The sequence below is a fragment of the Maribacter sp. UBA3344 genome, from assembly GCF_002362375.1.
Classification (GTDB): domain Bacteria; phylum Bacteroidota; class Bacteroidia; order Flavobacteriales; family Flavobacteriaceae; genus Maribacter; species Maribacter dokdonensis.
In genome coordinates this window covers 106,568-132,668 of the sequence record NZ_DERI01000005.1, presented here as the reverse complement: position 1 = coordinate 132,668, position 26,101 = coordinate 106,568, and the positions used below count along the sequence as shown (strand labels likewise).

The 26,101-nt window shown below is 34.5% G+C and carries 27 protein-coding genes; 11 read left to right on the top strand and 16 right to left on the bottom strand.

Annotated elements, in window-relative coordinates; all coding sequences use genetic code 11:
• Window positions 1–5: 5 nt before the first annotated feature.
• The 9 genes from B2Z27_RS02680 to B2Z27_RS02640 form a co-directional block, all read right to left on the bottom strand.
• Entirely contained in the window at window positions 6–2,030 is a 2,025-nt protein-coding gene (locus B2Z27_RS02680; RefSeq protein ID WP_286812457.1) for a VWA domain-containing protein, read from the bottom strand.
• A 64-nt stretch (window positions 2,031–2,094) separates the two neighbouring features.
• Window positions 2,095–2,844, bottom strand: coding sequence for a 3-oxoacyl-[acyl-carrier-protein] reductase (gene fabG / locus B2Z27_RS02675; protein WP_286812456.1), 750 nt, complete (start codon window positions 2,842–2,844; stop codon window positions 2,095–2,097).
• A gap of 106 nt (window positions 2,845–2,950) precedes the next feature.
• On the bottom strand, window positions 2,951–3,823 hold the full coding sequence (sucD, locus tag B2Z27_RS02670; RefSeq protein WP_058102623.1) for a succinate--CoA ligase subunit alpha: 873 nt from the start codon (window positions 3,821–3,823) through the stop codon (window positions 2,951–2,953).
• A 75-nt stretch (window positions 3,824–3,898) separates the two neighbouring features.
• The gene (locus tag B2Z27_RS02665) at window positions 3,899–4,834 is read right to left on the bottom strand and encodes a UDP-3-O-(3-hydroxymyristoyl)glucosamine N-acyltransferase (protein ID WP_286812455.1); all 936 of its coding nucleotides are present in this window, start codon (window positions 4,832–4,834) and stop codon (window positions 3,899–3,901) included.
• 41 nt (window positions 4,835–4,875) lie between these two features.
• Entirely contained in the window at window positions 4,876–5,442 is a 567-nt protein-coding gene (gene efp, locus B2Z27_RS02660; protein ID WP_058102621.1) for an elongation factor P, read from the bottom strand.
• Between the two features lie 43 nt (window positions 5,443–5,485).
• Complete coding sequence (gene lpxA / locus B2Z27_RS02655) at window positions 5,486–6,271, bottom strand: acyl-ACP--UDP-N-acetylglucosamine O-acyltransferase (protein ID WP_058102620.1); 786 nt, start codon at window positions 6,269–6,271, stop codon at window positions 5,486–5,488.
• A gap of 1 nt (window position 6,272) precedes the next feature.
• Window positions 6,273–7,673 (bottom strand): bifunctional UDP-3-O-[3-hydroxymyristoyl] N-acetylglucosamine deacetylase/3-hydroxyacyl-ACP dehydratase, encoded by a 1,401-nt coding sequence (locus B2Z27_RS02650; RefSeq protein ID WP_058102619.1) that lies wholly within the window; start codon window positions 7,671–7,673, stop codon window positions 6,273–6,275.
• A 2-nt stretch (window positions 7,674–7,675) separates the two neighbouring features.
• Window positions 7,676–8,692: a UDP-3-O-(3-hydroxymyristoyl)glucosamine N-acyltransferase gene (gene lpxD / locus B2Z27_RS02645; protein ID WP_286812454.1), complete on the bottom strand. Its 1,017-nt coding sequence runs from the start codon at window positions 8,690–8,692 to the stop codon at window positions 7,676–7,678.
• Window positions 8,693–8,715: 23 nt separating this feature from the next.
• Complete coding sequence (locus B2Z27_RS02640) at window positions 8,716–9,945, bottom strand: HD domain-containing protein (RefSeq protein WP_286812453.1); 1,230 nt, start codon at window positions 9,943–9,945, stop codon at window positions 8,716–8,718.
• 86 nt (window positions 9,946–10,031) lie between these two features.
• Here B2Z27_RS02640 and B2Z27_RS02635 point away from each other — a divergent pair, with 86 nt between their 5' ends.
• From B2Z27_RS02635 to B2Z27_RS02610, 6 genes are all read left to right on the top strand, one after another.
• Entirely contained in the window at window positions 10,032–11,576 is a 1,545-nt protein-coding gene (locus B2Z27_RS02635) for a response regulator (protein ID WP_074673683.1), read from the top strand.
• Window positions 11,577–11,585: 9 nt separating this feature from the next.
• On the top strand, window positions 11,586–11,999 hold the full coding sequence (tsaE, locus tag B2Z27_RS02630; RefSeq protein ID WP_286812452.1) for a tRNA (adenosine(37)-N6)-threonylcarbamoyltransferase complex ATPase subunit type 1 TsaE: 414 nt from the start codon (window positions 11,586–11,588) through the stop codon (window positions 11,997–11,999).
• A 223-nt stretch (window positions 12,000–12,222) separates the two neighbouring features.
• The gene (locus B2Z27_RS02625) at window positions 12,223–12,354 is read left to right on the top strand and encodes a hypothetical protein (RefSeq protein ID WP_262493567.1); all 132 of its coding nucleotides are present in this window, start codon (window positions 12,223–12,225) and stop codon (window positions 12,352–12,354) included.
• A gap of 102 nt (window positions 12,355–12,456) precedes the next feature.
• The gene (locus B2Z27_RS02620) at window positions 12,457–13,098 is read left to right on the top strand and encodes a hypothetical protein (RefSeq protein ID WP_286812451.1); all 642 of its coding nucleotides are present in this window, start codon (window positions 12,457–12,459) and stop codon (window positions 13,096–13,098) included.
• A 98-nt stretch (window positions 13,099–13,196) separates the two neighbouring features.
• Window positions 13,197–14,396, top strand: coding sequence for an alanine dehydrogenase (locus B2Z27_RS02615; protein WP_058102613.1), 1,200 nt, complete (start codon window positions 13,197–13,199; stop codon window positions 14,394–14,396).
• A gap of 78 nt (window positions 14,397–14,474) precedes the next feature.
• Window positions 14,475–14,858, top strand: coding sequence for a DUF4258 domain-containing protein (locus B2Z27_RS02610; RefSeq protein ID WP_286812450.1), 384 nt, complete (start codon window positions 14,475–14,477; stop codon window positions 14,856–14,858).
• Between the two features lie 2 nt (window positions 14,859–14,860).
• On the opposite strand, the gene B2Z27_RS02605 is transcribed toward B2Z27_RS02610, so the two are convergent.
• Entirely contained in the window at window positions 14,861–16,027 is a 1,167-nt protein-coding gene (locus tag B2Z27_RS02605) for a proline dehydrogenase family protein (protein ID WP_286812449.1), read from the bottom strand.
• Window positions 16,028–16,137: 110 nt separating this feature from the next.
• On the opposite strand from B2Z27_RS02605, the gene aroB reads away from it, so the two are divergent.
• Both aroB and B2Z27_RS02595 read left to right on the top strand, forming a co-directional pair.
• Entirely contained in the window at window positions 16,138–17,199 is a 1,062-nt protein-coding gene (gene aroB, locus B2Z27_RS02600; protein ID WP_286812448.1) for a 3-dehydroquinate synthase, read from the top strand.
• Window positions 17,200–17,308: 109 nt separating this feature from the next.
• Complete coding sequence (locus B2Z27_RS02595; RefSeq protein ID WP_074673677.1) at window positions 17,309–17,638, top strand: hypothetical protein; 330 nt, start codon at window positions 17,309–17,311, stop codon at window positions 17,636–17,638.
• On the opposite strand, the gene B2Z27_RS02590 is transcribed toward B2Z27_RS02595, so the two are convergent.
• The 3 genes from B2Z27_RS02590 to B2Z27_RS02580 form a co-directional block, all read right to left on the bottom strand.
• Window positions 17,635–18,156, bottom strand: a complete 522-nt coding sequence (locus tag B2Z27_RS02590; RefSeq protein ID WP_074673676.1) for a DinB family protein — start codon at window positions 18,154–18,156, stop codon at window positions 17,635–17,637. The two genes, B2Z27_RS02595 and B2Z27_RS02590, sit on opposite strands and share 4 nt — an antisense overlap.
• A 90-nt stretch (window positions 18,157–18,246) precedes the next feature.
• The gene (locus B2Z27_RS02585; protein ID WP_027066901.1) at window positions 18,247–18,726 is read right to left on the bottom strand and encodes an Lrp/AsnC family transcriptional regulator; all 480 of its coding nucleotides are present in this window, start codon (window positions 18,724–18,726) and stop codon (window positions 18,247–18,249) included.
• Window positions 18,727–18,842: 116 nt separating this feature from the next.
• Window positions 18,843–19,946 (bottom strand): M14 family metallopeptidase, encoded by a 1,104-nt coding sequence (locus B2Z27_RS02580; protein ID WP_286812447.1) that lies wholly within the window; start codon window positions 19,944–19,946, stop codon window positions 18,843–18,845.
• 255 nt (window positions 19,947–20,201) lie between these two features.
• Here B2Z27_RS02580 and B2Z27_RS02575 point away from each other — a divergent pair, with 255 nt between their 5' ends.
• The 3 genes from B2Z27_RS02575 to B2Z27_RS02565 all read left to right on the top strand — a co-directional run bounded on the left by B2Z27_RS02575 (window position 20,202) and on the right by B2Z27_RS02565 (window position 21,822).
• Window positions 20,202–20,558: a helix-turn-helix transcriptional regulator gene (locus B2Z27_RS02575; protein WP_215997687.1), complete on the top strand. Its 357-nt coding sequence runs from the start codon at window positions 20,202–20,204 to the stop codon at window positions 20,556–20,558.
• 71 nt (window positions 20,559–20,629) lie between these two features.
• Complete coding sequence (locus B2Z27_RS02570) at window positions 20,630–21,007, top strand: hypothetical protein (RefSeq protein ID WP_286812446.1); 378 nt, start codon at window positions 20,630–20,632, stop codon at window positions 21,005–21,007.
• A 2-nt stretch (window positions 21,008–21,009) separates the two neighbouring features.
• Window positions 21,010–21,822 (top strand): TerC family protein, encoded by an 813-nt coding sequence (locus tag B2Z27_RS02565; RefSeq protein WP_286812445.1) that lies wholly within the window; start codon window positions 21,010–21,012, stop codon window positions 21,820–21,822.
• A gap of 92 nt (window positions 21,823–21,914) precedes the next feature.
• Here B2Z27_RS02565 and B2Z27_RS02560 read toward each other — a convergent pair whose 3' ends face one another.
• From B2Z27_RS02560 to B2Z27_RS02550, 3 genes are all read right to left on the bottom strand, one after another.
• Window positions 21,915–22,871, bottom strand: a complete 957-nt coding sequence (locus tag B2Z27_RS02560; RefSeq protein WP_058102603.1) for a sterol desaturase family protein — start codon at window positions 22,869–22,871, stop codon at window positions 21,915–21,917.
• Window positions 22,872–22,980: 109 nt separating this feature from the next.
• Entirely contained in the window at window positions 22,981–23,409 is a 429-nt protein-coding gene (mscL, locus tag B2Z27_RS02555) for a large-conductance mechanosensitive channel protein MscL (RefSeq protein ID WP_286812444.1), read from the bottom strand.
• An 8-nt stretch (window positions 23,410–23,417) separates the two neighbouring features.
• On the bottom strand, window positions 23,418–26,078 hold the full coding sequence (locus B2Z27_RS02550; protein WP_286812443.1) for a DNA gyrase/topoisomerase IV subunit A: 2,661 nt from the start codon (window positions 26,076–26,078) through the stop codon (window positions 23,418–23,420).
• Window positions 26,079–26,101: the final 23 nt, after the last annotated feature.

Genomic DNA, 26,101 nt, shown 5'->3' with positions numbered 1-26,101 from the left:
TTCAATTAAATTAATCCGTTATATTTTCTTATAAACCATTCTGAAACAAAGGCAAATACAATTATTGCCAGCAGTATTTCGAAATCAATCAAAGATACGATATTTTCAGTGCTTTTCTCCGTGGGAACGTAGGTGTCATTTTCTTCCAAATCACTTATTAGCTCATCTATATGGGAAGGATAATACAATTTACCGCCAGAGTTAGTTGCCAATTTTTCCAATTTTAAATAATCGCTTGAAACAAATTGATTTTCCAAATTAAATTCATTGATAACAAATGAACCTGTTTCTGATTTTTGGTAGTTTTCAACCGACACCACAAAACTATAACTACCTGCAATTAAGTTGGATAAGTCAGCTTCAAAATACCCATTCTTTAAAACCATAGGGCTCGTTTGACTATTTTTGGTTTTTGTATCGGTAACCTTTATACTGATTTTGGCATTTGGGTCAAATAAAAAGGCCTCATCAAAATAAGTTGCTGTAATAATAGTGTTATTACTGCCTTCATAAATTTTTTCATAATCTACATTTAACCTGGTCTTGTTTTTAGAACTGGTTAAATAACGGACTAGATTTGCTATAAACTCATCAAAATTAGAAAATGCTCCGGTATTTCTATATGTCTGAACCCTCCATTTCCAAAGGTTTTCTCCAAGTAAAAGTGTTTTTTTGTTTGAGTTTTGTTCCAATACCATAAGTAACGGCTGTTGAATATCTTTTCCTTTAATCTGCGTTCCTAACAGCGGTTCAAAAGCTGTGGTTATTAAAACCGGTCCTGCATCACTAAGCAAAGGAGGAAAATCCGTTAAATCAAAATTTGCAATATCATATTTTGAGAAGCCATTGTTTAATAACCCAAATACTTCTTGCTCGGGATATCCGTTCTCAATTTCAAAACCTAAATTACTCCTGTTCAAAAAGTTGTAATCCGTTTGAATACCTGTAATCACAAATGAATTAGAATTGCTATCCTTAACAAAATCGAACAATTTTTTAAATTTGGCATTAGGCTGATAAAAAATAAACAAATCAATATCCTCTAAATTATTAGCCGTATTTGGGTTTAAAAAAGATACCTCTCTTTGCTCATTACTTTCAATAGCTTTTTTTAATGCACCTAAGTCTGGATGTAAAATATCACTGACCAAGGCTATTTTTGTTTTCTCGTCTATAACTTCAATACTAGTACTACGTACGTTATTACTGACGTTACGTTCATCTTTCAGTTTCGTAACTTCTACACGTATATTTTTTGTGCCAACTGAATTGGCATCAACCTGAATAGAAATTGTTTTTAAGTTAATATCTGCATTAAGTTCAACCTTTTCCCTATGCACCACTTTGTTATCCATTCTAACCAAAACTGTTGCAGAAACAGCTACTTTACCCTGATAAGAAATATAAGTCTCTAATGGGAATTTATTTTTTAGAAATGCATATTTATTGGTCAATATGGGTCCTACCGAAATATCTTTATACAAAGTAGTATCTCCTAATACCACTGTGTTTATCGTATTACTTTCATTAGATTTGAAAAAGCTATAGTCCTCACCAATAGTCTGGTTACCGTCTGACAACAACAGTGTAATTGTTTGCTCGCGATTATAGATATTTTTTAAGGCTGATAAGGATTTATGAAAATTGCTATACTTTTCATCAAATGAAAGACTATCCAAAACTTCTAACCCTGTCCCAAATTTATAACTAGCCACATTAAAACGATCTGAGATTTTATCAGAAGCTCCAATTGAACTCATTAGCTCATTTAACTCTGCTCCATTTTCAGAAATGGAAGAAGAATTATCAGCAAGAATAACCAGATTAGGTTTTTCTATGGTATACGTTTTTTGAGAAAACTTCGGATTTATCAATAATAGAAGCAATCCAAAAACCCCTATAAATCGTAAAAAGGCTAAAAGCAAGTTAATTTTGCTTTTAGCCTTCTGTTTATACAAATACTGAAAAACAACGATACCCAGTGCAGCTATTGCCGCAATAATTATATACAGTACCGTTATGCTCTCCATGAATGCTTTTAAATTTCAATTAATCAAAGGAACTTAAAAAGTAAGCCTAAGAATAAATATTGTGTTAGGTAAGCATACCACCATCAACATTAAGAACTTGACCAGTTACATAACTAGAAAGGTCAGATGCAAAATACAAACATGCATTTGCAATATCCTCGGTAGAACCTCCTCGTTTTAACGGAATACCGTTTCTCCATCCTTGAACCGTTTTTTCATCCAATTTATCGGTCATTTCTGTTTCAATAAATCCTGGTGCAATAGCGTTACATCTAATATTTCTAGAGCCTAATTCCAATGCTACAGATTTAGTAAAACCGATCATACCTGCCTTAGATGCAGCGTAATTGGTTTGACCTGCATTACCTTTTACCCCAACCACACTACTCATATTAATGATAGAACCTTTACGTTGTTTCAACAAAGTTCTTTGTACGGCTTTGGTCATATTAAAAACAGATTTCAAGTTGATATCTATAACAGCATCAAAATCTGCTTCTGACATACGCATTAGAAGATTATCTTTAGTAATACCTGCGTTGTTGATCAACACATCTATTCTTCCATCAAAATCTTCCAGTACTTTAGCAACCAGCTCTTCAGCTTCTTGAAAACTGGCAGCATTACTTTTATAGGCTTTTGCCTTAACGCCTTTCTCTGCTAATTCCTTCTCTAACGCTAATGCAGGAGCTTCACTAGAACTATATGTAAATGCAACATTTGCTCCATGATCCGCAAAAACTTGGGCTATACCCATACCAATTCCTCTGCTAGCCCCTGTTATAATTACGTTTTTATCCTCTAATAATTTCATAAGTCCGTTGTTTTAAACCGATGTTTATCAAATATACCTTTTGTTTCATTTATAGGCTAAAAAAAATCCCGCTATAAACGGGATTTTATACTATAAAAAGGGAATCTTATCCCATTACTTCTTTAACTTTTAAGCCAATTTCAGCCGGAGAATCTACAACGTGAATTCCACATTCTCTCATAATTCTTTTCTTGGCTTGGGCAGTATCATCGCTACCACCAACAATAGCACCAGCATGACCCATTGTTCTACCGGCCGGAGCAGTTTCACCTGCAATAAATCCAACAACTGGTTTTTTACTTCCACTAGCTTTATACCACTGTGCAGCATCAGCCTCTAATTGTCCACCGATCTCACCGATCATAACCACACACTCTGTAGCAGGATCATTAATCAATAATTCAACTGCTTCTTTAGTAGTAGTTCCAATAATTGGATCACCACCTATACCAATAGCAGTAGTAATTCCTAAACCTTGGCGAACCACCTGGTCAGCAGCTTCGTAAGTTAAAGTTCCTGATTTGGAAACAATACCTACATTACCTTCCTTAAATACAAAACCTGGCATAATACCAACTTTTGCCTCACCTGGTGTTATTACACCCGGACAGTTAGGTCCGATCAAGCGACATTCTTTATTTTTAATATAGTTGGCCACCTTTACCATATCGGCAACAGGTATACCTTCTGTAATTGTAATGATAACTTTAATTCCAGCTTCAGCAGCTTCCATTATAGCATCTGCAGCAAATGCTGGCGGAACGAAAATTATAGTAGTGTCTGCACCTACCTTTTCAACAGCTTCGGTAACCGTATTGAAAACGGGTTTTCCCAAATGCTCTTGTCCACCTTTACCTGGTGTAACACCACCTACGATATTAGTACCGTACTCAATCATCTGTCCTGCATGGAAAGTACCTTCACTACCGGTGAAACCTTGTACGATTATTTTGGAATCCTTATTTACTAATACGCTCATACTACTGTAGTTTATTTATTTTTTTAATTATGAACAAAAATATAAGTTGTTAATGAATTTTATAGCATTACTTAGCTATTTCTTATCTATTTTTTTAATTATTTCTGGAATCTGCTTTAAATAGGCCAATTGCTTTAGCTTTTCACGAGATTCCTCTATTGGCGTACCAAAGTAGCTCTTACCTCCTTTTACAGATTTTGTTACTCCTGTTTGCCCCATAATTACAGCTTTGGTACCTATGGTAATTCCACTATTGGTACCTACTTGTCCCCACAAAGTCACTTCATCTTCAATAATAACACAACCGGCAATACCCGTTTGAGAGGCAATTAAGCACTTTTTGCCAATAACCGTATCATGACCTACATGAACTTGATTGTCCAACTTTGTTCCGTAACCAATTGTCGTATCACCCGAAACACCTCTATCAATGGTACATAGCGCACCAATATCAACATTATCCTCAAGTACTACCCTACCGCCCGAAATTAATTTATCAAAACCTTCTGGGCGCTTTTTATAATAAAAGGCATCAGCACCTAAAACAGTACCTGCATGTATGGTAACATTATCACCAATTAAGCAATTATCATAAATTGTTACGTTTGAGTGAATTATACAATTCTCTCCTATTACAACATTGTTACCAACAAAAGTATTAGGTTGTATAACAGTATCCTTTCCAATTTTTGCAGTTGCAGCAATTGATTGACTGCTTGGCACAAATGGCTGAAAGAACGTGGTAAGCTTATTGAAGTCCCTAAATGGGTCATCTGAAATCAATAATGCTTTTCCGTTAGGACAATCTACTTGCTTATTGATCAAAATGATAGTAGCCTTGGACTCCAAAGCCTTATCATAATACTTTGGGTGGTCTACGAATACAATATCCCCTGGTTCCACAACATGAATCTCGTTCATGCCCAACACAGGAAAATCATCATGCCCAACATATTCACTAGAGATTATCTCTGCGATTTGTTTTAACGAAAAAGTAGTAGGAAATTTCAAATGACTTTTTTAGCTCTAAATAAAGAATCTACCTTTGGCAATTATTCCTTTACACGTTCCATGTAAGAACCTGTAGAAGTATCTATTTTAACCTTATCACCTTCATTAATAAAAAGTGGTACATTCACTTCCGCTCCAGTTTCAACCGTTGCAGGTTTTGTAGCATTGGTAGCTGTATTACCTTTTACTCCAGGTTCAGTATACGTAACCTCAAGAACAACACTTGCCGGCATATCAACAGATAAAGGCATGCTGTCCTCCGTATTGAACATGATCTTTACAATTTCTCCTTCTTTTAAAAGACCAGGAGCATCTAAAGAGCTTTCTTGAAGTGTAATTTGATTGTAATCATCAGTATTCATGAAGTGATACGTTTCACCTTCTGGATATAAATATTGATAAGAACGTGTTTCTACACGAACATCTTCTATTTTATGTCCCGCGGAAAATGTATTATCCAATACTTTACCTGTAGAAACACTTTTTAATTTAGTACGTACAAAAGCAGGACCTTTACCTGGTTTTACATGTAAAAATTCTATTATTTTATAGATATCGTTATTATATCTTATGCATAGTCCTTTTCGTATATCTGATGTAGATGCCATTACTATTTAATATTAATGTAGTTAACTTAAGTTTAAAATATATTTAATTGTTACTGAAATAACCTTTCATGATACCACGCTGAGAATCACGAATAAACTGCAATATCTCATCTCTTTCTGGAGTGGCCTCCATTTCAGCTTCTATAATTTGTACCGCTTGGGTATTGTTGTAGTTTTTTTGATAAAGTATACGGTAGATATTCTGTATTTCCCTAATTTTTTCCGAGATGAAACCTCTTCTTCTCAAACCAACAGAATTAATTCCTACGTATGAAAGAGGCTCTCTTGCCGCTTTCACATAAGGTGGCACATCTTTTCTAACCAAGGATCCTCCGGTAACAAAGGCATGTTGACCAACCGACACAAATTGATGCACGGCAACCAAACCAGCCAAAATTACATTATCACCAATTGTAACGTGACCCGCTAGTGTGGAATTATTAGAAAAAATACAATTATCACCAACCAAACAGTCATGGGCAACGTGGCAATACGCCATAATCAAACAATTTTTGCCGATTACCGTTTTCATTCTGTCTGAAGTACCCTTATGTATAGTGGCACACTCCCTAATGGTAGTATTATCACCAATAACTACCGTGGTATCTTCCCCTTCGTATTTTAAATCTTGTGGAGAAGCGGAAATAACCGCACCAGGAAAAATATTACAGTTTTTCCCAATACGTGCACCTTCCATGATAGTTACATTAGACCCGATCCAGGTACCATCTCCAATAGTAACATTATTGTGAATTGTTGTAAATGGCTCTACAACTACATTCTTTGCTATTTTAGCTCCCGGATGAATATAGGCTAAAGGTTGATTCATACTATGTTCTTTTTACAATTTGAGCCATCATCTCCGCTTCACTAACCAACTTATCATTAGCGTAAGCATAAGCCTGCATATGGCAGATTCCCCTTCTTATCGGGGTAATTAAACTACAATGGAATATTAATGTATCTCCAGGTAGCACTTGTCTTTTAAATTTAACCTTGTCAATTTTCATGAAAAGTGTTAAGTAGTTTTCTGGATCAGGCACTGTACTCAGAACCAAAATACCACCAGTTTGTGCCATTGCCTCTACTTGCAACACACCAGGCATTACAGGAGCTCCAGGAAAATGACCTACAAAAAACGGCTCGTTCATAGTAACGTTTTTCATACCTACAACATGTTGATCGGAAAGCTCTAAAATACGATCGATCAACAAGAATGGCGGTCTATGCGGTAACATATCCATTATTTGATGAATATCCATCAATGGAGGTAAACTTAAATCGTACTTAGGTACGTTGTTACGTTTCTCCAATTTTATTATTTGAGCAATTTTTTTAGCAAATTGAGTATTTACATAGTGCCCAGGCTTATTTGCAATAACCTTACCTCTAATTCTAGTACCTGCCAAGGCTAAATCACCAATAACATCCAATAATTTATGGCGAGCTGCCTCGTTTGGCTGATGCAAGGTCAAGTTGTCAAGAATACCATTTGCCTTAACGGAAAGTTTCTTTTTATTAAAAGCTTTTTCAAGCTTTTTCATTGTTTCTTCTGAAATCTCCTTATCCACATAAACAATGGCATTATTTAAATCACCACCTTTAATAAGTCCGTTTTCAAGTAAAGCCTCTAATTCATGTAGAAAACTAAAAGTTCTAGCATCGGCAATTTCTTTTTTGAAATCGGAAATATTTTCTAATGTTGCATTTTGGGTACCCAAAACCTTAGTGCCAAAATCCACCATAGTAGTTACTTGGTAGGTGTCACTAGGAATTATGGTAATTTCGCTACCCGTTTTTTCGTCTCTATATGAAATAACTTCCTTAACTACGTACTCCTCTCTATAAGCATCTTGCTCAACAATACCAGCTTTTTCCAATGCTTCTACAAAAAACTTGGAAGAACCATCCATAATCGGAGGCTCGGCAGCATTCAGCTCTATAAGAACATTGTCAATTTCCAAACCTACCAAAGCAGCCAAAACGTGCTCAGAAGTCTGAATTTTAACACCGTTCTTTTCTAAGTTAGTACCTCTTTGTGTATTGTTCACCAAATTGGCATCTGCAGGTATTATAGGAGTACCTTCCAAATCGACTCTTTTAAAAGCGTATCCGTGATTTTTATCTGCGGGTACAAATTTAATGGTTACATCACTACCGGTATGTAAACCTACTCCCGTAAGACTTACCTCTTTACCAATTGTTGTTTGTTTAATAGTTGTTGTGCTCATCGTCAATCTTTCTTTTCTAAGGTGTCGATTCTACTTATTATTTTTGATAAATTCTTAAAATGAACATATGATTTGTTGAAATCACCATAGTTTAGTGCTGGTGAACCTTGCAAAACTTCATTGTCTTTCACATTTCTACCGATACCAGATTGTGCCTGTATTTTTACATTGTCGCCAATGACAATATGACCAACGATACCTACCTGTCCGCCAATCATACAATGTTTGCCAATTTTTGTAGAGCCTGCAATACCTGTTTGAGCGGCAATTACGGTATGCTCTCCAATTTCAACGTTATGCGCTATTTGTATTTGATTATCCAGCTTAACCCCTTTTCTTAAAATAGTAGAGCCTAATGTGGCTCTATCTATGGTGGTACCTGCGCCAATATCAACGTTATCCTCCAAGATTACATTTCCGGTCTGTGGCACTTTAATAAACTCGCCGTTTTCGTTTGGAGCAAAACCAAATCCGTCTGCACCCAAAACTACGCCACTATTTATTACGCAATTGTTTCCAATTATAGTTTCTGAATACACCTTTACTCCAGCGAAAATGATAACGTTGTTTCCAATCTTTACGTTATCACCTATATAGGCATTTGGATAAATTTTCACATTATCACCCAACACCACATTATTTCCTAAATATGCAAATGCGCCTATATATACATCTGATCCATAAATAACATTATCAGATTTAAAAATGGGCTCTTCAATACCCACCTTATTATTTTTAACCTGATTGTAGTATTCCAACAACTTGGAAAATGACTTGTAGGCATCTTCTACTTTAATCAATGTAGTGTTCAAATCTTGTTCTGGAACAAAACTTTTATTCACTATCGTTACCGATGCTTTTGTTTTATAAATGAATGAAGTATACTTAGGATTGGCTAAAAAAGTAAGGGAACCTTCTTCACCTTCCTCTATTTTAGCAAGTTTATGTACGGCTATTTCTGGATTTCCATGTACTTCTCCTTCTAAGATACCTGCAATCTGACCTGCTGTAAATTTCATGAGCGTAAAAGTAAGAAAAATTGTTAAACCCCTTCTTTAGGATAACACATATAATATTTGGTTACCGTTTTTGAAAGTGCATTTAAATTTAGGTGATCAGACAATTTGGCGACATCGGTTATTTTTCCATTTTTCCTTAAAATGTTGATAGTCTGATGTTGCCTATCGTAAGCTTTATTTCTCAACTCGCCCTTAAACACAAAATACGAAGCCTCTTCATCCGTAATATTATACTCGGCTTTTACTTTATTTAATTGCATTAAAAATTTAGTTTCGCTAATAGGTTCCTTTTTCACCTTTATATGAAGTAGTTTTCTATTAATGATCATTGCACACAATGAGCTTAAAACAAAATCATTAGAATATTGCCACTCTTTTAATGCTGCAAGTATGTCTATATCATCTAACTTGGCAAACTTTATTAAGGTATCACCATTAAAGTTATTGATGTCTATATGATGGGTTAAAAAGTAATGTAAGGGAGTACTAGAATTCAATGTTTCACCTTTTTCAATTAGAAAACGTGCCCTTTTAAGTATACTGATAAGCAATCGTTCTGCCACCACTGCTGTTTTATGAAGATAAACTTGCCAGTACATGAACCTACGTGCCATTAAGAATTTTTCAACCGAATAGATACCCTTTTCTTCAATGACCAAGCTACCGTTCACTACATTTAACATGGTAATTAAACGTTCTGCATTGGTATTACCTTCCGCTACACCAGTATAAAAGCTATCTCTTTTTAAATAATCTAAACGGTCCATATCTAATTGACTAGACACTAGCTGGTTCAAGAATTTTTTTTCATGATTTCCAGTAAAGATAGAAATGGCCTCCGTTAAACTTCCGTTAAATCGTTCGTTGAGTTCTTGCATGAATTGAAGTGAAATAAACTCGTGGCTAACACCTTCAACAATGCTATGTTCCATGGCATGTGAAAAAGGTCCGTGACCAATATCATGTAAAAGAATGGCACATAAAAGTCCGTCTTCTTCACTTGTAGAAATCTCAAATCCTTTAAAACGAAGCACTTGTATAGACTTCTGCATTAAATACATACAACCCAATGCATGATGGAATCTAGTATGGTGTGCCCCCGGATAAACTAAATAGGACAACCCCATTTGTGAAATTCTTCTCAACCTTTGAAAATAGGGATCGGCAATAAGGTCAAATATTAGGGCATTGGGAATTCTAATAAATCCGTAAATTGGATCATTAAAGATTTTCAATTTGTTTGATGTCTTCAAGATAACGTTGTCTTTTCTGAAATTAACATTTCAAAGTTATACAAAAGCATTAGCATATAATTTGATTATCGTCAAATAATAATTCAATGAACAAAATAAAAATATTGTGGGTAGATGATGAAATAGATCTACTTAAACCACACATCATCTTTTTAGAATCTAAAAATTATAGTGTAATTACCTGTCAAAGTGGACAAGAAGCATTAGAAGAACTAGCCCAAACTAGAGTAGATATCGTATTTCTTGATGAAAACATGCCAGGCATCTCCGGTTTGGAAACCTTATCAGAAATTAAAACAATAAACAACTCTTTACCTGTGGTCATGATCACCAAAAGTGAAGAGGAGTTTATAATGGAAGAAGCCATAGGTTCTAAAATTGCAGATTACCTTATTAAACCTGTAAACCCCAATCAAATTTTATTATCTCTTAAAAAGAATTTAGACCACTCTAGATTGGTTTCTGAAAAAACCACTAGTAACTATCAGCAGGAATTTAGAAAGATAGCCATGGATCTATCCATGGTCAGCACTTATCAAGAATGGGCCGACCTTTATAAAAAGCTAATTTATTGGGAACTTCAATTAGAAGAAATTGAAGACAGTGGTATGTTCGAAATCTTGGAATCCCAAAAAACCGAAGCCAATCAACAGTTTGGTAAATTTGTAGACCGCAATTATGAGGATTGGTTTACAGATACGGACGCACCTGTAATGTCTCACACCTTATTTAAGAAATGGATCGCACCCGAGATAAAAGATCAAAAAACATTATTGATCGTAGTAGATAATTTAAGATACGATCAATGGTATGCTTTTGAAGATACGGTCAATTCATTTTACAAAAAGAAAAAAGAAGATTCCTACTATAGTATTCTACCTACCGCAACGCAGTATGCTAGAAATGCGATATTTTCTGGGTTAACACCGTTGGATATGGAAAAGAAATATCCGGAATGGTGGAAAAACGATACCGATGAAGGCGGAAAAAATCTTTTTGAAGACAAATTCTTAGATGCTCAACTAAAAAGACTTGGACTTGATTTAAAATGGGAGTACCATAAAATTAGTAGTTTAAAACAAGGCAAACATTTAAGTCAGAATTTTAAGGGGCAGAAGGATAATGATTTGACCGTAATAGTGTACAACTTTGTGGATATGCTTTCTCATTCTAAAACAGAAATGGAAGTTATAAAAGAATTGGCTTCCAATGATAAATCTTACCGTTCATTAACAACCAGTTGGTTTAAGAATTCTCCGATGTTAGAAATTATACAACAAGCGCAGACCTTGGGAATGAAATTGATTATTACCACGGATCATGGCACCATCAATGTAAAAACTCCTTCCAAAGTTGTTGGTGATAGGGACACAAGCCTGAATTTACGCTATAAAACCGGCAGAAGTCTTACGTATGAAAAAAGTGAGGTTTTAGCAGCCAAAGACCCAAAAACCATTAATTTACCTAGTATAAATATGAGTAGTTCTTTCATATTTGCTAAAAATGATTATTTCTTTGCCTACCCCAATAATTACAATCACTATGTAAGTTATTATAGAAACACGTATCAACATGGCGGAGTTTCTTTAGAAGAAATGATTATTCCTTTTGTAGTTTTGGAACCTAAATAGTTTATTAAAATGGAATTCATTTATAACGAAGGTGAGTTACCTAATGTTGCCAAGCAAATTGTAACACATTCTAAAAGTAAAATATTAGCATTTTATGCCCCAATGGGAGCTGGAAAAACTACGTTAATAAAATCATTGGTCAAAGAATTGGGTAGCGATGATACTGTAAGTAGCCCAACTTTTGGACTTGTTAATGAGTATGCACTTGAAACTGGTGAACTACTGGGCTTTCATTTTGATTTTTATCGTCTTAATGATGAATCTGAAGCAATGGATATGGGGCTTGATGATTATTTGTCTTCAAATGGCTGGATATTTATGGAGTGGCCAGAAAAAATACCGAACCTTCTTCCTACGGATATTCAAAATATTACTATTGAAATAATTGACGAAACAACAAGAAAACTAATTCTTTCTAAATAAGGGTTTTAACGCTAATATTCATTTGGTGTAAGAATTGTGGAATTTAGCATCGTTCAAACTAAAGATTTATTGTATATATTCGATAAAAAACAAGGATTTCGATAAAATGTACAAATAATCGGTTAAAAGTCACAATTTTAACGTTTAACAACATTTTAGTTGTATATTTTTTCTTACGTTTGTAGGAGAACTAAATATTTGTATAACCAAAAACCCCTTGAAAATGAAAAACAAAAGAACATTCTTAGCTTCAATCGCTTTAGGCGTATTCCTTTTAGCAATGGCAGCACCAGTAATCAACATTGATAATCAAGATTTAAATGTTGATAAAAGGAAGTTGACTAAGAAAATATAATATCTATATTTTTTTGAAATTTAAAGAGCAATTTAATTGCTCTTTTTTTTATATAATAAATAATAAATACGGTCGTTAGCATATAGTAATACTATTTTGTCAATGATCAACAAATCAAAAAAAAAGAAAGCCAAAAAGAAGATATTTTTAGAATCTCTTCTCGTTTTTTTTATTGCTATATCACCTTTTCTATACAAAACATATGATTATTTACCATATGATTCAAATGGTGATGTATCAATATTAGGTTTTACTTTAGACGGAAACGGATTTCCTGATGCATCTACATACCTATGGTTTTTAACATCTAAAATTGTTCCTTTATATTTATTGATTTTCTGGTTTCTTACCTCACGAGATTGGTGGTATCATATCATCATCATTCCAATAGCTATGTACGCATTTCAAATGTTTGAAGTGTTCTATGATTCTGATCATTATATTGATACTGATAATATCTGGTGGATAATTCCTATTTGTATGATTACCATTCCCTTTGTTTATTTTATTCGTATTAAATTATACGATAAGCATGTTCATGGAATAGATCTAGAAGCAATGGAAGCTGAACTAGAAGATCTAAAGGCTAAAGGCTACACCAGTGACAAAAAAGATGATAGTTCCCTAAATGAAGTGCCTTCTTTGTCTGATGATTTAAATTCCAAACTATCTACCGGCAGTATTGAGAACTTTTTAAAAAATTTACAAGAACGTGTTCAAGGTTGGCTACACCTTAAGTTTTAACTACACTATATCATTAATTAAGCGCAACCCATTCATTTCTTTAAAAATTGTACATTTGAGTTTCAAGTCAGTGATTTGAACCACGCATTTTTGTAGTTATGAATGAACCCACATCACCGTTTAGCAAACACCAATTAATTCCACAAGAGGAAACCTTAGAGGTTTTACGCCAAAAAGGTGAATTGTTTATAGGCATCCCAAAGGAAAATCAGTACCAAGAAAAAAGAATATGTTTAACGCCTGATGCTGTCAATGCCATAACGTCTAACGGTCATCGTGTTCTAATAGAATCTGGAGCAGGTGAAGGAGCCCATTTTTCTGATGCGGATTATGTAACCGCTGGTGGGGAAATTACCAGGGATACTAAAAAGGTTTTTGCGTGCCCGTTAATTTTAAAAGTAGAACCTCCTACCCTTACCGAAATAGAATATATAAATCCGCAGACTACAATAATATCCGCACTTCAGATAAAGACCCAGTACAAGGAATATTTTGAGGAATTGGCAAGAAAACGAATTACGGCTATAGCTTTTGAATATATCCGTGATGAAGAAGGAAAATACCCGGCTGTGCGTTCTCTCAGTGAAATTGCAGGTATTTCTTCAGTACTAATTGCCGCAGAATTAATGGCAGCAAATAATAATGGCAACGGGTTAATGTTCGGGAACATAAGCGGTGTACCACCTGTAGAAGTGGTCATCATTGGAGCAGGAACCGTTGGTGAATTTGCAGCACGCTCCGCAATAGGTATAGGAGCAAATGTAAAGGTCTTTGACAATTCTATTACCAAGCTAAGAAACATACAGACCAATCTTAAACAAACGGTATACACATCTACAATACAACCCAAAAATTTATTGAAGGCCTTAAAACGCTGCGATGTTGCTATTGGCGCCACAAGAGGAAAAGATCGGTCACCGGTAGTGGTTACCAGTACCATGGTAGAACATATGAAAAAGGGAGCCGTAATCATTGATGTAAGTATTGATACTGGCGGATGTTTTGAAACCAGTGAAATTACCGATCACAATAAGCCTACTAGAAAAAAATATGATGTAATACACTACGGCGTGCCCAATATACCCTCTAGATATCCAAAAACAGCCTCAGTAAGTATCAGTAATATTTTCACGCCTTATTTACTGAAGATCGGCGAAGACGGCGGACTAGAAAACTCCCTTCGTTTTGATAAGGGACTTCGAAATGGGCTATATATGTACCATGGTATTTTGACCAATAAATCGGTCGGAGAATGGTTTGACCTTCAGTATAGCGATATTAATTTCCTAATATTCTAAAACAAAAAAGCAAAATTTTCTCTATCCATTTAAAAAGACATAATTTCGTGATCTTAATTATTACAATAAGCAGCTAGGATGGATTTTCTTAAGAGGTTAGGTTATTTTTTGGTGGGGATGTCTATAGGAATCGTTTTTTTAACTTTTTTTCTTAAGAAGAAATCTGAAGAAACCGGTGTATATTTTTGCTACCTACCTAATTGCAGAACCTTAAAAGACATTCGCTCAAAATCTATGTACTATAGTGAGGAAGCCCAACAAAAACTCCAAGAGTTACAGCTGGATTCTACTGCAGTGACCTATATTTTAACCGAGGGTGATGTGGATTTCGGAAATAGTGATACAAAATCCGTTCCCTGTAAAACTTATGTTATTGAGTCCGATTACAAGGAACAAGATTATACTTTCACCGTTAAGAATTGCAGAGAAAAAGCTACGATAGAAAACGTGCAACTACAATAAACTTACATTTTTCTGCGCTTTCTTTCTTTTTTCAATAATGATAATTCTCTACTGGTTTGTCCCGCTACAGATGTATTCTCATCTGCTCTTCTAATTAAATACGGCATAACATCACGTACAGGTCCGAAAGGAAGGTATTTGGCAACATTATACCCATGGGCAGCTAGGTTGTAAGAAATATGATCGCTCATTCCATATAATTGACCAAACCATATATGATCATTATTTTTTGCGATGCCCTTCTCCTCCATTAATTCCATTAATCGGTAACAACTTTCTTCATTATGGGTTCCAGAGAAAATTGAAAGAACGTCAAGGTTATCGACCATATACGCTATGGTAGCATTGAAATTATCATCAGTTTCTTGTTTGGTTTTGCAGATCGGTGAAGTGTAGCCCTTTTCCTTTGCTCGATCATTCTCTTTCTCCATGTATGCACCCCTAACAACCTTCATTCCAACCAAGAAACCATCTTTTATAGCGCGCTCATGCAACGCTTTTAAATACGGTAAACGATCCCATCTGTATGTTTGCAGGGTATTGAATACTATCCTTTTTTTCTTATTATACTTGCGCATCATTTCTTCAGCCAAATCATCAGCAGCATCTTGCATCCAGCTTTCCTCACCATCGATCAGCAAAGACACTTCAAGGTCATGCGCTTTTTTACAGACTTTGTCAAACCTATTGACAACCCTTTGCCATTCTGCTTTTTCTTCATCAGTGAGTTCTTTTTTCTCGCTAATTTTTTGGTATAAGGCAAATCTCCCAAAACCAGTTGGCTTAAAAACAGCATAAGGTATGGCGTCCTTTTCCTTTACAAAATCTAAAATGGTCAAAATAATTTCAGTAGCCGTATCAAAAGGGTCCTCCTCTTCTTTACCTTCTACAGAATAGTCCAATACAGAGCATACACCCTTTTGCCACATACGATCTACCACAGGCAAGCAATCCCTTTCATTAACACCTCCACAAAAATGGTCAAAAACAGTAGCACGAATTAAACTTTCCACGGGTAAATGAGCTTTAAAAGCAAAATTGGTAATAACAGAACCCATTTTCACCAAAGGTTCATTTGAAATCATTTTAAAGAGAAAATAAGCTCTTTCTAATTCTGAATCGGTTTTAAGAGCAAATGCAGTTGCAGTATTTTCAAAAATTTGGTCCATTCCTTATAATTTCTATAACGATCAAATATAATCACAGAATTTATAATCTTAAGACTAAAAATTACCTTTATTTTGCGTACAAGTTTCAAACAAATTAAGCTATATTTTTAATGGATTCCATTATTTCAGATTCTTACGCAGTACATTTCAATGAACAAGCTTTTTCTGCCCTAAATACTCATTTGGCAGAGAAAAAATATTCTACCATTTTTATAATGGTAGATGAAAATACCCATGAACACTGTCTACCAAATTTCATGGCAGAGCTAAATGGAGACTATGCATTTGAAATAATTGAAATTGAATCTGGGGAAATAAATAAAAACATTGAAACCTGCGTTGGTGTTTGGGAGGCACTTTCAGAACTTGGTGCGGACCGTAAAAGTTTACTAATAAATTTAGGCGGAGGAGTATTGACCGATATGGGCGGTTTTATTGCCTCTACATTTAAGAGAGGTATAGATTTCATAAATGTACCCACTACCCTATTATCTATGGTAGATGCTTCGGTAGGCGGTAAAACAGGTATTGACCTTGGCGCGTTAAAGAATCAAATAGGTGTTATCATCCAACCGGTAATGGTATTGGTGGTCCCAGATTTCCTTGACACCTTAGAAGACAGACAGGTCAATAGCGGATTTGCAGAAATGCTAAAACATGGTCTTATTCAAGATAAAGATTACTGGCAATCACTTAAAGAAGCTAAAGACCTTGAGGATATGAAAAATCATATTCTTACTTCAATTCAAATTAAAAATGAAGTGGTCTTGCAAGACCCTACCGAACAACATATACGTAAAATATTAAATTACGGACATACATTGGGTCACGCCATAGAATCGTACTTTCTTGAAAACGAATCTAAAGAAATGTTGCTACATGGAGAAGCAATAGCAATTGGTATGATCTTAGAAGGCTATTTATCACTAAAACTATTAGACCTACCCCAAGAAGCCATGGAGGATATTAAGGAAACTTTTTTGGACAGGTATGACAAAGTAGAATTTTCTGATACCGACATTGATAATATTCTAAAGTTAATGAAGTATGACAAGAAAAATTCTCATGGAAAAATCAATTTTGTACTCTTAAAATCTATTGGTGAACCTAAGTTTGATGTTGAAATTCCGGTAACATTATTTACTGAAGCTTTCGCTTACTACAAACTTTAAAAACTTCACATACCCAAATCATTACTTTCACAACTCTATAAAGATGTGTGTAATTTTAATGACTAGTTTAGTTATAGTTAAATAATAACCCGCTATAAATAAATTAGTTATGACCAGACGACTTATAGATTATCGTAAATTAGACCACAACTTAGCAGCTCTTTTAATTGAAACTTATCCTTATGGTTATGGTGATGAAGACATTATTACCTTCAAGAATATTAATGGTGATTATGTTGAGGCAGTTGAGCTGAAAACAACAGACACCTTATACTTGGTAAAAATTAGTAAGAGCCTTTCTAATTTTATCGCAAATTTTGAGGAGAATGTAGGCAAAGAGCTAGAATCAAGCACTCCCGAAGAAATAATGTCTTCAGAAGATATGACAAATGCCTTACACCTAAATTTTGAAAACGAACACGAACAAGAGTTAGATTAAACTAAATATCGCTCTTTTATAATATTAAAATGATGCCTTTGATGACCACTAATCACAAGGCCTAGCGCTGCTACAGACCAAGGTAACCCACTTGCGGTACCTGTTCTTTTTAGGACATCATTAGATAAAAGACTGAAAAAGTTAATAGATGCTTCTCTAACTATTAGGAATTCCTGTAAAATATCCTCTTTAGTTCTTTGATTTGCATAACTCTCTAAAACGTAATCATCTTGCTCAAAACCTGGTAAAGGAGTTTTATCGTTTCTAGAAATTCGAAAAGCCCTGTATTGAAAAACGCGTTCAGAATCTATTAAGTGAACTAAGACTTCAGCTATAGTCCATTTACCCTCCCCGTAGCTATACATCAACTGATCTTTGGTTAAATTTTCAATTAGCTGTTGAAAGTTCTTCTTGCCATTTTCTAAGGCAGACTTTAAATCTTCTTCTTCATTTAAAGCATTTAAGTAGGTTCCGTAAAAATATTGCAATTCGCTATTCTCTAAATCTTTTACCTTCATAAAATATTTTTTGTTTTACAAAAACAACCAAAAAAGCCCAATTAAAAAATTTAACCGGGCTTTTCTTCAAGTTAGTTGACTATATTATTCTTATAACTCGTTAAAAATAGTATGCATTAAACGCTTTTTGTCATTAAAGCTTTCTTCTAACGAAATCATTGTCTCGGTTCTGCTGATACCATCTATATCATCAATTTTAAAGATAATATTTTTAGCATGCGTAGTATCCTTTGCTCTAATCTTACAGAAAATATTGAATTTCCCGGTTGTAATATGTGCAATGGTAACATTAGGTATTTGATTTAAACGTTCCAATACAAATTTGGTCTGGTGCGTTTTTTCAAGAAAAATACCCACATACGCTATAAAAGCATAACCTAGTTTTACGTAATCTAAAGTTAGCGAAGAGCCTTTTATTATACCGGCTTCTTCCATTTTCTTAACCCTTACATGAACAGTACCTGCAGAAATAAGAAGTTTTTTTGCAATATCAGTAAAAGGTGTTCTGGTGTTATCAATTAACATATCCAGAATTTGGTGGTCTATTTCGTCTAATTTGACTTTGCCCATAGTTGTAAAATTTCTGCCAAAAATAAAAAATAATCACATTAAATTCATTGAAACTCGATTTTTTTTATTGAAAATGTAAACAATTTTACTATTTCAAAGAAATAAAACAATGAAATCTAAGAAAGTAGTTTTAAAATATCATTTTCTCTCAACCATTTCACATCGTTTTCATCATTGCAATTCAATGATTTATGTGCAAAAACTTCAGGAGGTTCCTTATCAAAAACATGAACCATAGGAACAAAATCCACTTTACCATTTTTTAGCACCTCCTTATACTGAATTGGTGTAAATTCAGCCGAAGTAAGACCATTATTCTCAAAATCTTTATTATACACCCCAATATCAACAAACTGTTTACCATTCTCTGGTATTGATAAATATTGGTCAACGGTATATTCTGTTATTTCATTATCCTCTATAGTTAATAAACTCTTTACTAAAGCTTTAAAAATGTATACCCTTGTTACATCTCTATCATAATCATTATAATAATGACCAGCTTCAAATAATATAGTAGGTGTTCCCTTCATTTGAAAAGCATCGCCTACGCAATTTGCATTAAAGCCATCATCATACCTACCTACCTGCCCAGGTATTTCTTCTTGCAATTTGCTGTTCATTGCCGCTATTAATTGCATACTCAGTTTTCTAGACGGTGAGTTATTACGGTCTTCATCAAAAGCTGGAGCCAAAAAAGAAACCGTAGCCGGTTTATGAGTAGTACCTACATTAAAAATAGTACGTTGATCATGCAGATTAAAACAAAAATCTGGCGTAAAATCATCATAAACCTTTTTTAGCACTTTACTCTCTGGTTGCGATAAGTTTTGTGCGTCTCTATTTAAATCGATTTCATTGGCATTTATCCTAGTAAAGTCTCTAGCACCATCCGGATTTAAAATTGGAATAATCTTAATGGTACAGGCATTCCATATTTTGGAGGCTTCCATGGAATCTTGATTCATAAAATTAAATAAATCTAAAACAGCCTTCGTTGTCGTTGACTCATTTCCATGCATTTGAGACCACATTAAAATTCGCTTAGGTCCGTTACCAAAAACAACACTTTTGATAGCTTCTCCGCGTACCGATCTACCTACTACCTCAGTTTTAAATGTTACCGGTAATGAATTTAAAAATTCATCTATATGGTCATAAGTAATATATCTTCCCGATATACTGGTTACACCATAGTCCTTATAATTTATTTCTTCCATGTATTACTTTTCAAAAAACAAAAATACTACAGGTACAGTTTACAATTGTAAATCAGTTTGTGATAAAAGAACCAAATTAAATGGTATTGAAATTTACAATTCTAATCAAAAAGATAAATAATATTTCATTATATTGAAAATCAATTATTTAATGTTATTTAAATAAACCTAAACTTCATAAATTTCTAAACGGATTTAAGAATTTTACACATAATTTAACTACTATTAAATGGAGTATGAATTAATTTTGTAAACATGTTAGACAGCAATTCATTCATATTAAGGTTAAAGTCAATTTTAACCCATTACGAACTTTCCTCCTCTGCATTTGCAGATTTAATTGAGGTGCAAAGATCTAGCATATCACATTTGTTGAACGGCAGAAACAAACCTAGCCTAGAGTTTATCATGAAAATTAATGATGCCTTTGCAGAGGTGGATATTCAATGGTTGCTTTACGGCATTGGTAGCTTTCCTAAACTAAACGAAAAAGAACCAACCAAAACTTACAATAAATCTAAACAGACCACCTTACCACCTAGCGAAAAGAATATTGACCGAATAGTTATTTTCTATAATGACGGTACATTTAAAACATACCTAGAAAAATAGTTTTAAAATTCTAAATTCAGCATTCCTAACTTTTACTAGAATCATCATCGGGAATTTGTTTATTTTGCAGTATGATGAAAAAGATATTTTTTACTGCTATTACAAGCCTTTTACTTTGTTCTTGTTACCAACCTGAGCGCGATTGCGAAAAGTATCAAACAGGCACTTTTAAATTCACTTATGAAGTTGGAGACACTGTCAAGGAGGGAAAATTCATAAGAACCAAAGATTACAGCATTGACTATTATGAAAACAAAATAGACAGCGCCACCGTCCGCTGGTTCAATGACTGCGAATTTGTGCTACAAGACATTAATAGCAAAACAGCCATACATTATAAAATTATTAGTACAACGGATTCTTCTTATACCTTTCAATACAAAAGCGCTGTAAAAGACCCTAACAAAAAATTAGTAGTAAAAACCGGAACCGCAATTAAAACCAACTAACCATGTTTGAAATTTTCACCAGTCCAGATGCTTGGATTGCCCTACTTACACTAACATTTCTTGAAATAGTTCTAGGTATAGATAATATAATTTTTATCTCCATTGCCGCAGGAAAACTTGAACCTGCACAAAGAAAAAAAGCTACAAATATTGGACTTGTATTGGCCATGGTTATGAGAATTGTATTGTTATTTGGCATCTCATTGCTTACTTCAATGAAAAAACCGTTTTGGGTGTTTGACAGTGAATGGATTACAGGAGGAATTAGCGGACAGGGAATAATACTCTTTCTAGGAGGTTTATTTCTGCTTTACAAAAGTACTAAGGAAATCCATGAAAAGGTAGAAGATAAAGGGCATGACGAACGCGAAGTAAAGAAAGCGAGATCCACATCCCTGACCAATGCCATTTTGCAAATAACCGTAATAAACATAGTATTTTCATTTGACTCTATTTTAACTGCCATAGGAATGACCAACGGCATCTCTCCCAACCCTAACGATGCATTAATACTTATGATTGTAGCCGTAGTTATCTCAGTAATCATAATGATGTTATTTGCCAATCCTGTTGGAGAATTCGTAAATAGACACCCTTCCATTCAAATCCTAGGGCTTTCTTTTTTAATCTTAATAGGTTTTATGCTAATTGCAGAAGCAGCTCATTTAAGTCATCTAATTGTATTTGGAAATGAAGTGGGCACCATCCCGAAAGGATACCTTTACTTCTCCATTGCATTTTCATTAATGGTTGAATTCTTTGACCTAAGAATGAAAAAGAATAAGAAACCCGCTACACCAATTGAAAATCAGTAGGAAAATTAAATAACGTAAAAACCCTAATTAAACATGTGTTTAATTAGGGTTTTATATTTTCTTGCAACTGTATTTTAAACCGCCTGAGGTGTTTAATTTGGTCTATCAAAAGCCATTTCAGGGTTTTGTTCTTTTTGCTGCTTAAAAAGCCTCTGTTGCTGCTTAACAGTCATTGTACTACCATCATGGCTCCATCCTGGAGGACCAAAAATATACATTAGTTTATGTTTAAATTTCTTCACCTTCTTCACATCTGCCCATATATCTTTAAATTCATGGGTAAGTATTACAATAGGATTATTAGAATTAGGAGCATGTATAACGCCGAATTTTACATCAATTTCTTCATCATACTCTTTCCAGGTACCGAACATTTTATCAAAACAATTAAGAAATCCACCGTGATTCTTATCTAAGTACTCTACATTCTGTGCATGGTGCACTTGGTGCATGGTATGAGTGTTGAAGATTTTCTCTATAAAGCCCATTTTAGGCACATATTGGGAATGCAATTGAAACTGCCAGAAAGATTCTATAGCCAAACAAACTACAACCATTTCTACCGGAAAACCAATAATAGGCATCCAAACATAGAAGAAAGGTTTATACAACAAGGTAAACCACCCATTTCTTATAGCGGTACCAAGATTAAAATTATCTGAAGAATGATGTACAATATGTGCAGCCCATAAAATTCGTATTTCATGATTTGCCCTATGAAACCAGTAGTACGTAAAATCATCGGCCAACTGACATAAGAGCCACACGTACCAAGCATACCCAAAGGACTCATACCCCATTATATTGGTTCTCACCCCATCAACCATTGGGTTGAACAATTCATAGGCCCATTCAAAAAGAACTACCAACAAAATAACCTTAAGTAAAGGACCAATAATGGCCGAACCAATACCCATTGCACTACTAGCTGCAAAATCTTTCCAATCATAAAGATCATCATCTCCATGAGTTTTGCTATAGGTCAATTCTAATAAGATAAAGGCAATAAAAGCTGGTGCACCGTATACCAGCGGGTTAGTGAAATCCATTAATTCAAATTTTTGTAAAGGTAGTTATAAAACCAACCGTTCTAAAAAAATGTCTAATCTTAACTTTCTATTTTACGATAAGACAATTCAATTGTTCAACACAAAACTATTATTTCTTGTTTTTAAGTATCTCATTTTGCTCCTGTAACAATTTTTCCAAACTAGACAATAGCGCAATATTCTTAGGTGTTTCCACTTCTTTATTTGTCGGATCTTCAGATTTTTGCTTGAACCTGTTAATAAACTTCACCATTACGAAAATGGTAAAAGCAATAATTCCAAAATCTATAAGTGACTCTATGAGCTCCCCATAACCTATAGCAACTTCTTCTGCACTATCCGTTGCCTGCCTAAGTATCCACTTTTTATTTGAAAGATTAACATCATCTGTCAACAAAGAGAGAGGAGGCATAATAATAGCAGAAACAATTGTACTGACAACTTTATTAAATGCGGTACCAATAATAATACCGACAGCCAAATCTATCATATTGCCCTTGATGGCAAAATTCTTGAATTCTTCAAAAAAATTCTTCATAAACTCAATTAATCAAATAAAGTGGGTTCATCTGCAGAACCACCTTCTACATCTTTTGATTTCTTATTTTCGGTACCAGATTCTACTGCCTGCTCATCTACTACTTCAATATCTTCCGTTTTTTCAGGGATAACCGGCTCATAAGGCAAAGGCTCTAAGCTATTAATGTTTTTCACCTTTTCAGTAATCAATTGATTACCTAAAGCTTTAATCCCCTTGATAGCTATAAAATTCTCAATATCAACACTTTCACTTTCCTTAGCCTCTTTACCTCTAGGCTTTGGAAATTCAATTTCAATCATTGGTCTCCAATCTGTAGAAACAAGCTCCAAGTATGATTTCGGATGTTCTGAAATAAATAATTCCTCTTTATTTTCATTCTCTATTAAAAATCTTTTTACGTAGAATCTTTCTTTCTCACCCTCCCAATAAATGGCTGAGATGGGCTTTTCAGGTATCCATTTTTCAAGTACGATCATATCATCATCAAAATGCGAAGTAAGCACTGGCAAAAATGTTTTAGCCACACCTTTTTGATTGATTACCAAAAGCAAATCATCACCTTTAAACTCCCCCAACAACTCTCCTCTGCCATCAACATTCAATCTACGCACAACATCATCAAACCAAATCTTTCTTGGCTTTAATGTAGAAACACCTTTTTCTTTAAGTTCTATGCGTTTTACAGAGTATTTGGTCACTATATTTCCTTTAGAGGCTCTTCCTTTTATAAGAACATCTGAAAAATCAATATCCCATTTTAATTTTTTAATGCTTCCAACTTGACGTAACAACACGGTAATAACTTCAGCCTCACCGTTAGGGTTTGCGGAAAAATATAGCACTTGTGTTCCAGGCTTACCTGTACCTAGCTCATAAATTCTATCACGTGTTATACTGGTAACATTAAAACGTTTTATATAGGTAGCCCCACCTTTACCGTCCTTATAAATTAAATTATAAGTAGTACGCTTATCTTTCTTCTTAAATACTGCGACATGAATGATTCCCTTACCAACAAAAATTTTGGAATCTACCTTTGAAACCATCATCTTACCCTCGTTGGTGACAACAATAATATCATCTATATCACTACAATCCGTTACGTATTCATCACGTTTTAACGAAGTACCCACAAAACCTTCTTCCCTGTTTACATAGAGCTTGGTATTCCTTATAACCACTTTGGTAGCTTCTATATCGTCAAAAACACGAATCTCGGTTTTTCTACCTCGATCCTTGCCATAAGTTTCCTTTAGGTTTTTAAAATAATCAATGGCAAACTCTATCAAATTAGCCAAATGGTTTTTAACTTCCGCAATTCGCTCTTGCAGACTCTCTAAATGTTGTTGCGCCTTATCTAAATCAAATTTTGAAATTCTTTTAATACGAATTTCAGTCAACCTGGTAATATCCTCTACGGTAACGGCTCGTTTTAAATGCTTTGTATGTGGAGCAAGCCCTTTATCTATAGCATTTATTACCCCTTCCCAAGTCTCCTCTTCCTCAATATCCCTATAAATACGGTTCTCAATAAAAATTCGCTCTAAAGAGGCAAAATGCCATTGCTCCTCTAGCTCACCAAGTTGAATTTCCAATTCTTGTTTTAAAAGATCAACCGTAGAATCCGTAGATCTTTTCAACATCTCCGTTACACCAATGAATAAAGGTTTATTATCTTCAATAATACAACCCAATGGTGAAATAGAAGATTCACACGCCGTAAATGCATAAAGGGCATCTATTGTTTTATCAGGTGAAATTCCACTGGGCAAATGCACCAATATTTCAACTTCCGCGGCGGTGTTATCCTCAATTTTTTTAATTTTTATCTTACCCTTTTCATTGGCCTTTAAGATAGAATCTATTAAACTACCAGTATTAGTACCATAAGGTATCTCATTGATTACCAGTGTATTTTTATCTAACTGGGAAATCTTTGCACGCACACGAATTTTACCACCCCTAAGTCCATCATTGTAATTGGTAACATCAATAATACCAGCCGTTTGAAAATCCGGAAAAATTTTAAATCGTTGTCCTTTTAAGTGCTTAATGGATGCATCAATCAGCTCTACAAAATTATGCGAAAGTACCTTTGTGGAAAGCCCCACAGCAATACCTTCCGCTCCTTGAGCTAATAACAAAGGAAATTTTACGGGTAAGTTTACAGGTTCTTTTTTTCTTCCATCATAAGAAGCCTGCCACTCGGTAATTTTAGGACTAAAAATAACCTCTAAGGCAAATTTAGACAACCTTGCCTCAATATATCTTGAAGCAGCCGCTCTATCCCCGGTCAAAATATTACCCCAGTTTCCTTGTGTATCTATTAAAAGGTCTTTTTGACCTATTTGAACCATGGCATCGGCAATACTGGCATCACCATGTGGGTGATACTGCATAGTGTGACCCACTACATTCGCCACCTTATTATACCTACCGTCATCCAACTCTTTTAGTGAATGCATGATTCTACGCTGTACAGGCTTAAAACCATCTTCAATAGCAGGTACAGCTCTTTCTAGAATTACGTAGGAAGCATAATCCAAGAACCAATCTTTATACATACCGGTTACCCGTGTAAGGGCCTCGGCAGGTTCAGTTGTTTCGTTATTTTCTTCGGAAAGGTTGTCGTTAATTTCCTCGTTCAAATCGTCATTTTCTTCCATTCAGAAGCAATCGTATTAACTTA

Excerpts from the sequence above, each read along its gene's own strand:
- lpxD (WP_286812454.1), bottom strand. The coding sequence starts at position 8,692 with ATGAAATTTACAGCAGGTCAGATTGCAGGTATCTTAGAAGGAGAAGTA.
- B2Z27_RS02570 (WP_286812446.1), top strand. The coding sequence starts at position 20,630 with ATGATGAAAAAGATATTTTTTACTGCTATTACAAGCCTTTTACTTTGT.
- tsaE (WP_286812452.1), top strand. The coding sequence starts at position 11,586 with ATGGAATTCATTTATAACGAAGGTGAGTTACCTAATGTTGCCAAGCAA.
- B2Z27_RS02595 (WP_074673677.1), top strand. The coding sequence starts at position 17,309 with ATGACCAGACGACTTATAGATTATCGTAAATTAGACCACAACTTAGCA.
- B2Z27_RS02575 (WP_215997687.1), top strand. The coding sequence starts at position 20,202 with ATGTTAGACAGCAATTCATTCATATTAAGGTTAAAGTCAATTTTAACC.
- B2Z27_RS02615 (WP_058102613.1), top strand. The coding sequence starts at position 13,197 with ATGAATGAACCCACATCACCGTTTAGCAAACACCAATTAATTCCACAA.
- B2Z27_RS02590 (WP_074673676.1), bottom strand. The coding sequence starts at position 18,156 with ATGAAGGTAAAAGATTTAGAGAATAGCGAATTGCAATATTTTTACGGA.
- sucD (WP_058102623.1), bottom strand. The coding sequence starts at position 3,823 with ATGAGCGTATTAGTAAATAAGGATTCCAAAATAATCGTACAAGGTTTC.
- B2Z27_RS02580 (WP_286812447.1), bottom strand. The coding sequence starts at position 19,946 with ATGGAAGAAATAAATTATAAGGACTATGGTGTAACCAGTATATCGGGA.
- aroB (WP_286812448.1), top strand. The coding sequence starts at position 16,138 with ATGGATTCCATTATTTCAGATTCTTACGCAGTACATTTCAATGAACAA.
- B2Z27_RS02680 (WP_286812457.1), bottom strand. The coding sequence starts at position 2,030 with ATGGAGAGCATAACGGTACTGTATATAATTATTGCGGCAATAGCTGCA.
- B2Z27_RS02625 (WP_262493567.1), top strand. The coding sequence starts at position 12,223 with ATGAAAAACAAAAGAACATTCTTAGCTTCAATCGCTTTAGGCGTATTC.
- fabG (WP_286812456.1), bottom strand. The coding sequence starts at position 2,844 with ATGAAATTATTAGAGGATAAAAACGTAATTATAACAGGGGCTAGCAGA.
- B2Z27_RS02635 (WP_074673683.1), top strand. The coding sequence starts at position 10,032 with ATGAACAAAATAAAAATATTGTGGGTAGATGATGAAATAGATCTACTT.
- B2Z27_RS02620 (WP_286812451.1), top strand. The coding sequence starts at position 12,457 with ATGATCAACAAATCAAAAAAAAAGAAAGCCAAAAAGAAGATATTTTTA.
- mscL (WP_286812444.1), bottom strand. The coding sequence starts at position 23,409 with ATGAAGAATTTTTTTGAAGAATTCAAGAATTTTGCCATCAAGGGCAAT.
- B2Z27_RS02650 (WP_058102619.1), bottom strand. The coding sequence starts at position 7,673 with ATGAGCACAACAACTATTAAACAAACAACAATTGGTAAAGAGGTAAGT.
- B2Z27_RS02550 (WP_286812443.1), bottom strand. The coding sequence starts at position 26,078 with ATGGAAGAAAATGACGATTTGAACGAGGAAATTAACGACAACCTTTCC.
- B2Z27_RS02560 (WP_058102603.1), bottom strand. The coding sequence starts at position 22,871 with ATGGATTTCACTAACCCGCTGGTATACGGTGCACCAGCTTTTATTGCC.
- B2Z27_RS02610 (WP_286812450.1), top strand. The coding sequence starts at position 14,475 with ATGGATTTTCTTAAGAGGTTAGGTTATTTTTTGGTGGGGATGTCTATA.
- B2Z27_RS02585 (WP_027066901.1), bottom strand. The coding sequence starts at position 18,726 with ATGGGCAAAGTCAAATTAGACGAAATAGACCACCAAATTCTGGATATG.
- lpxA (WP_058102620.1), bottom strand. The coding sequence starts at position 6,271 with ATGAATCAACCTTTAGCCTATATTCATCCGGGAGCTAAAATAGCAAAG.
- B2Z27_RS02565 (WP_286812445.1), top strand. The coding sequence starts at position 21,010 with ATGTTTGAAATTTTCACCAGTCCAGATGCTTGGATTGCCCTACTTACA.
- efp (WP_058102621.1), bottom strand. The coding sequence starts at position 5,442 with ATGGCATCTACATCAGATATACGAAAAGGACTATGCATAAGATATAAT.
- B2Z27_RS02605 (WP_286812449.1), bottom strand. The coding sequence starts at position 16,027 with ATGGACCAAATTTTTGAAAATACTGCAACTGCATTTGCTCTTAAAACC.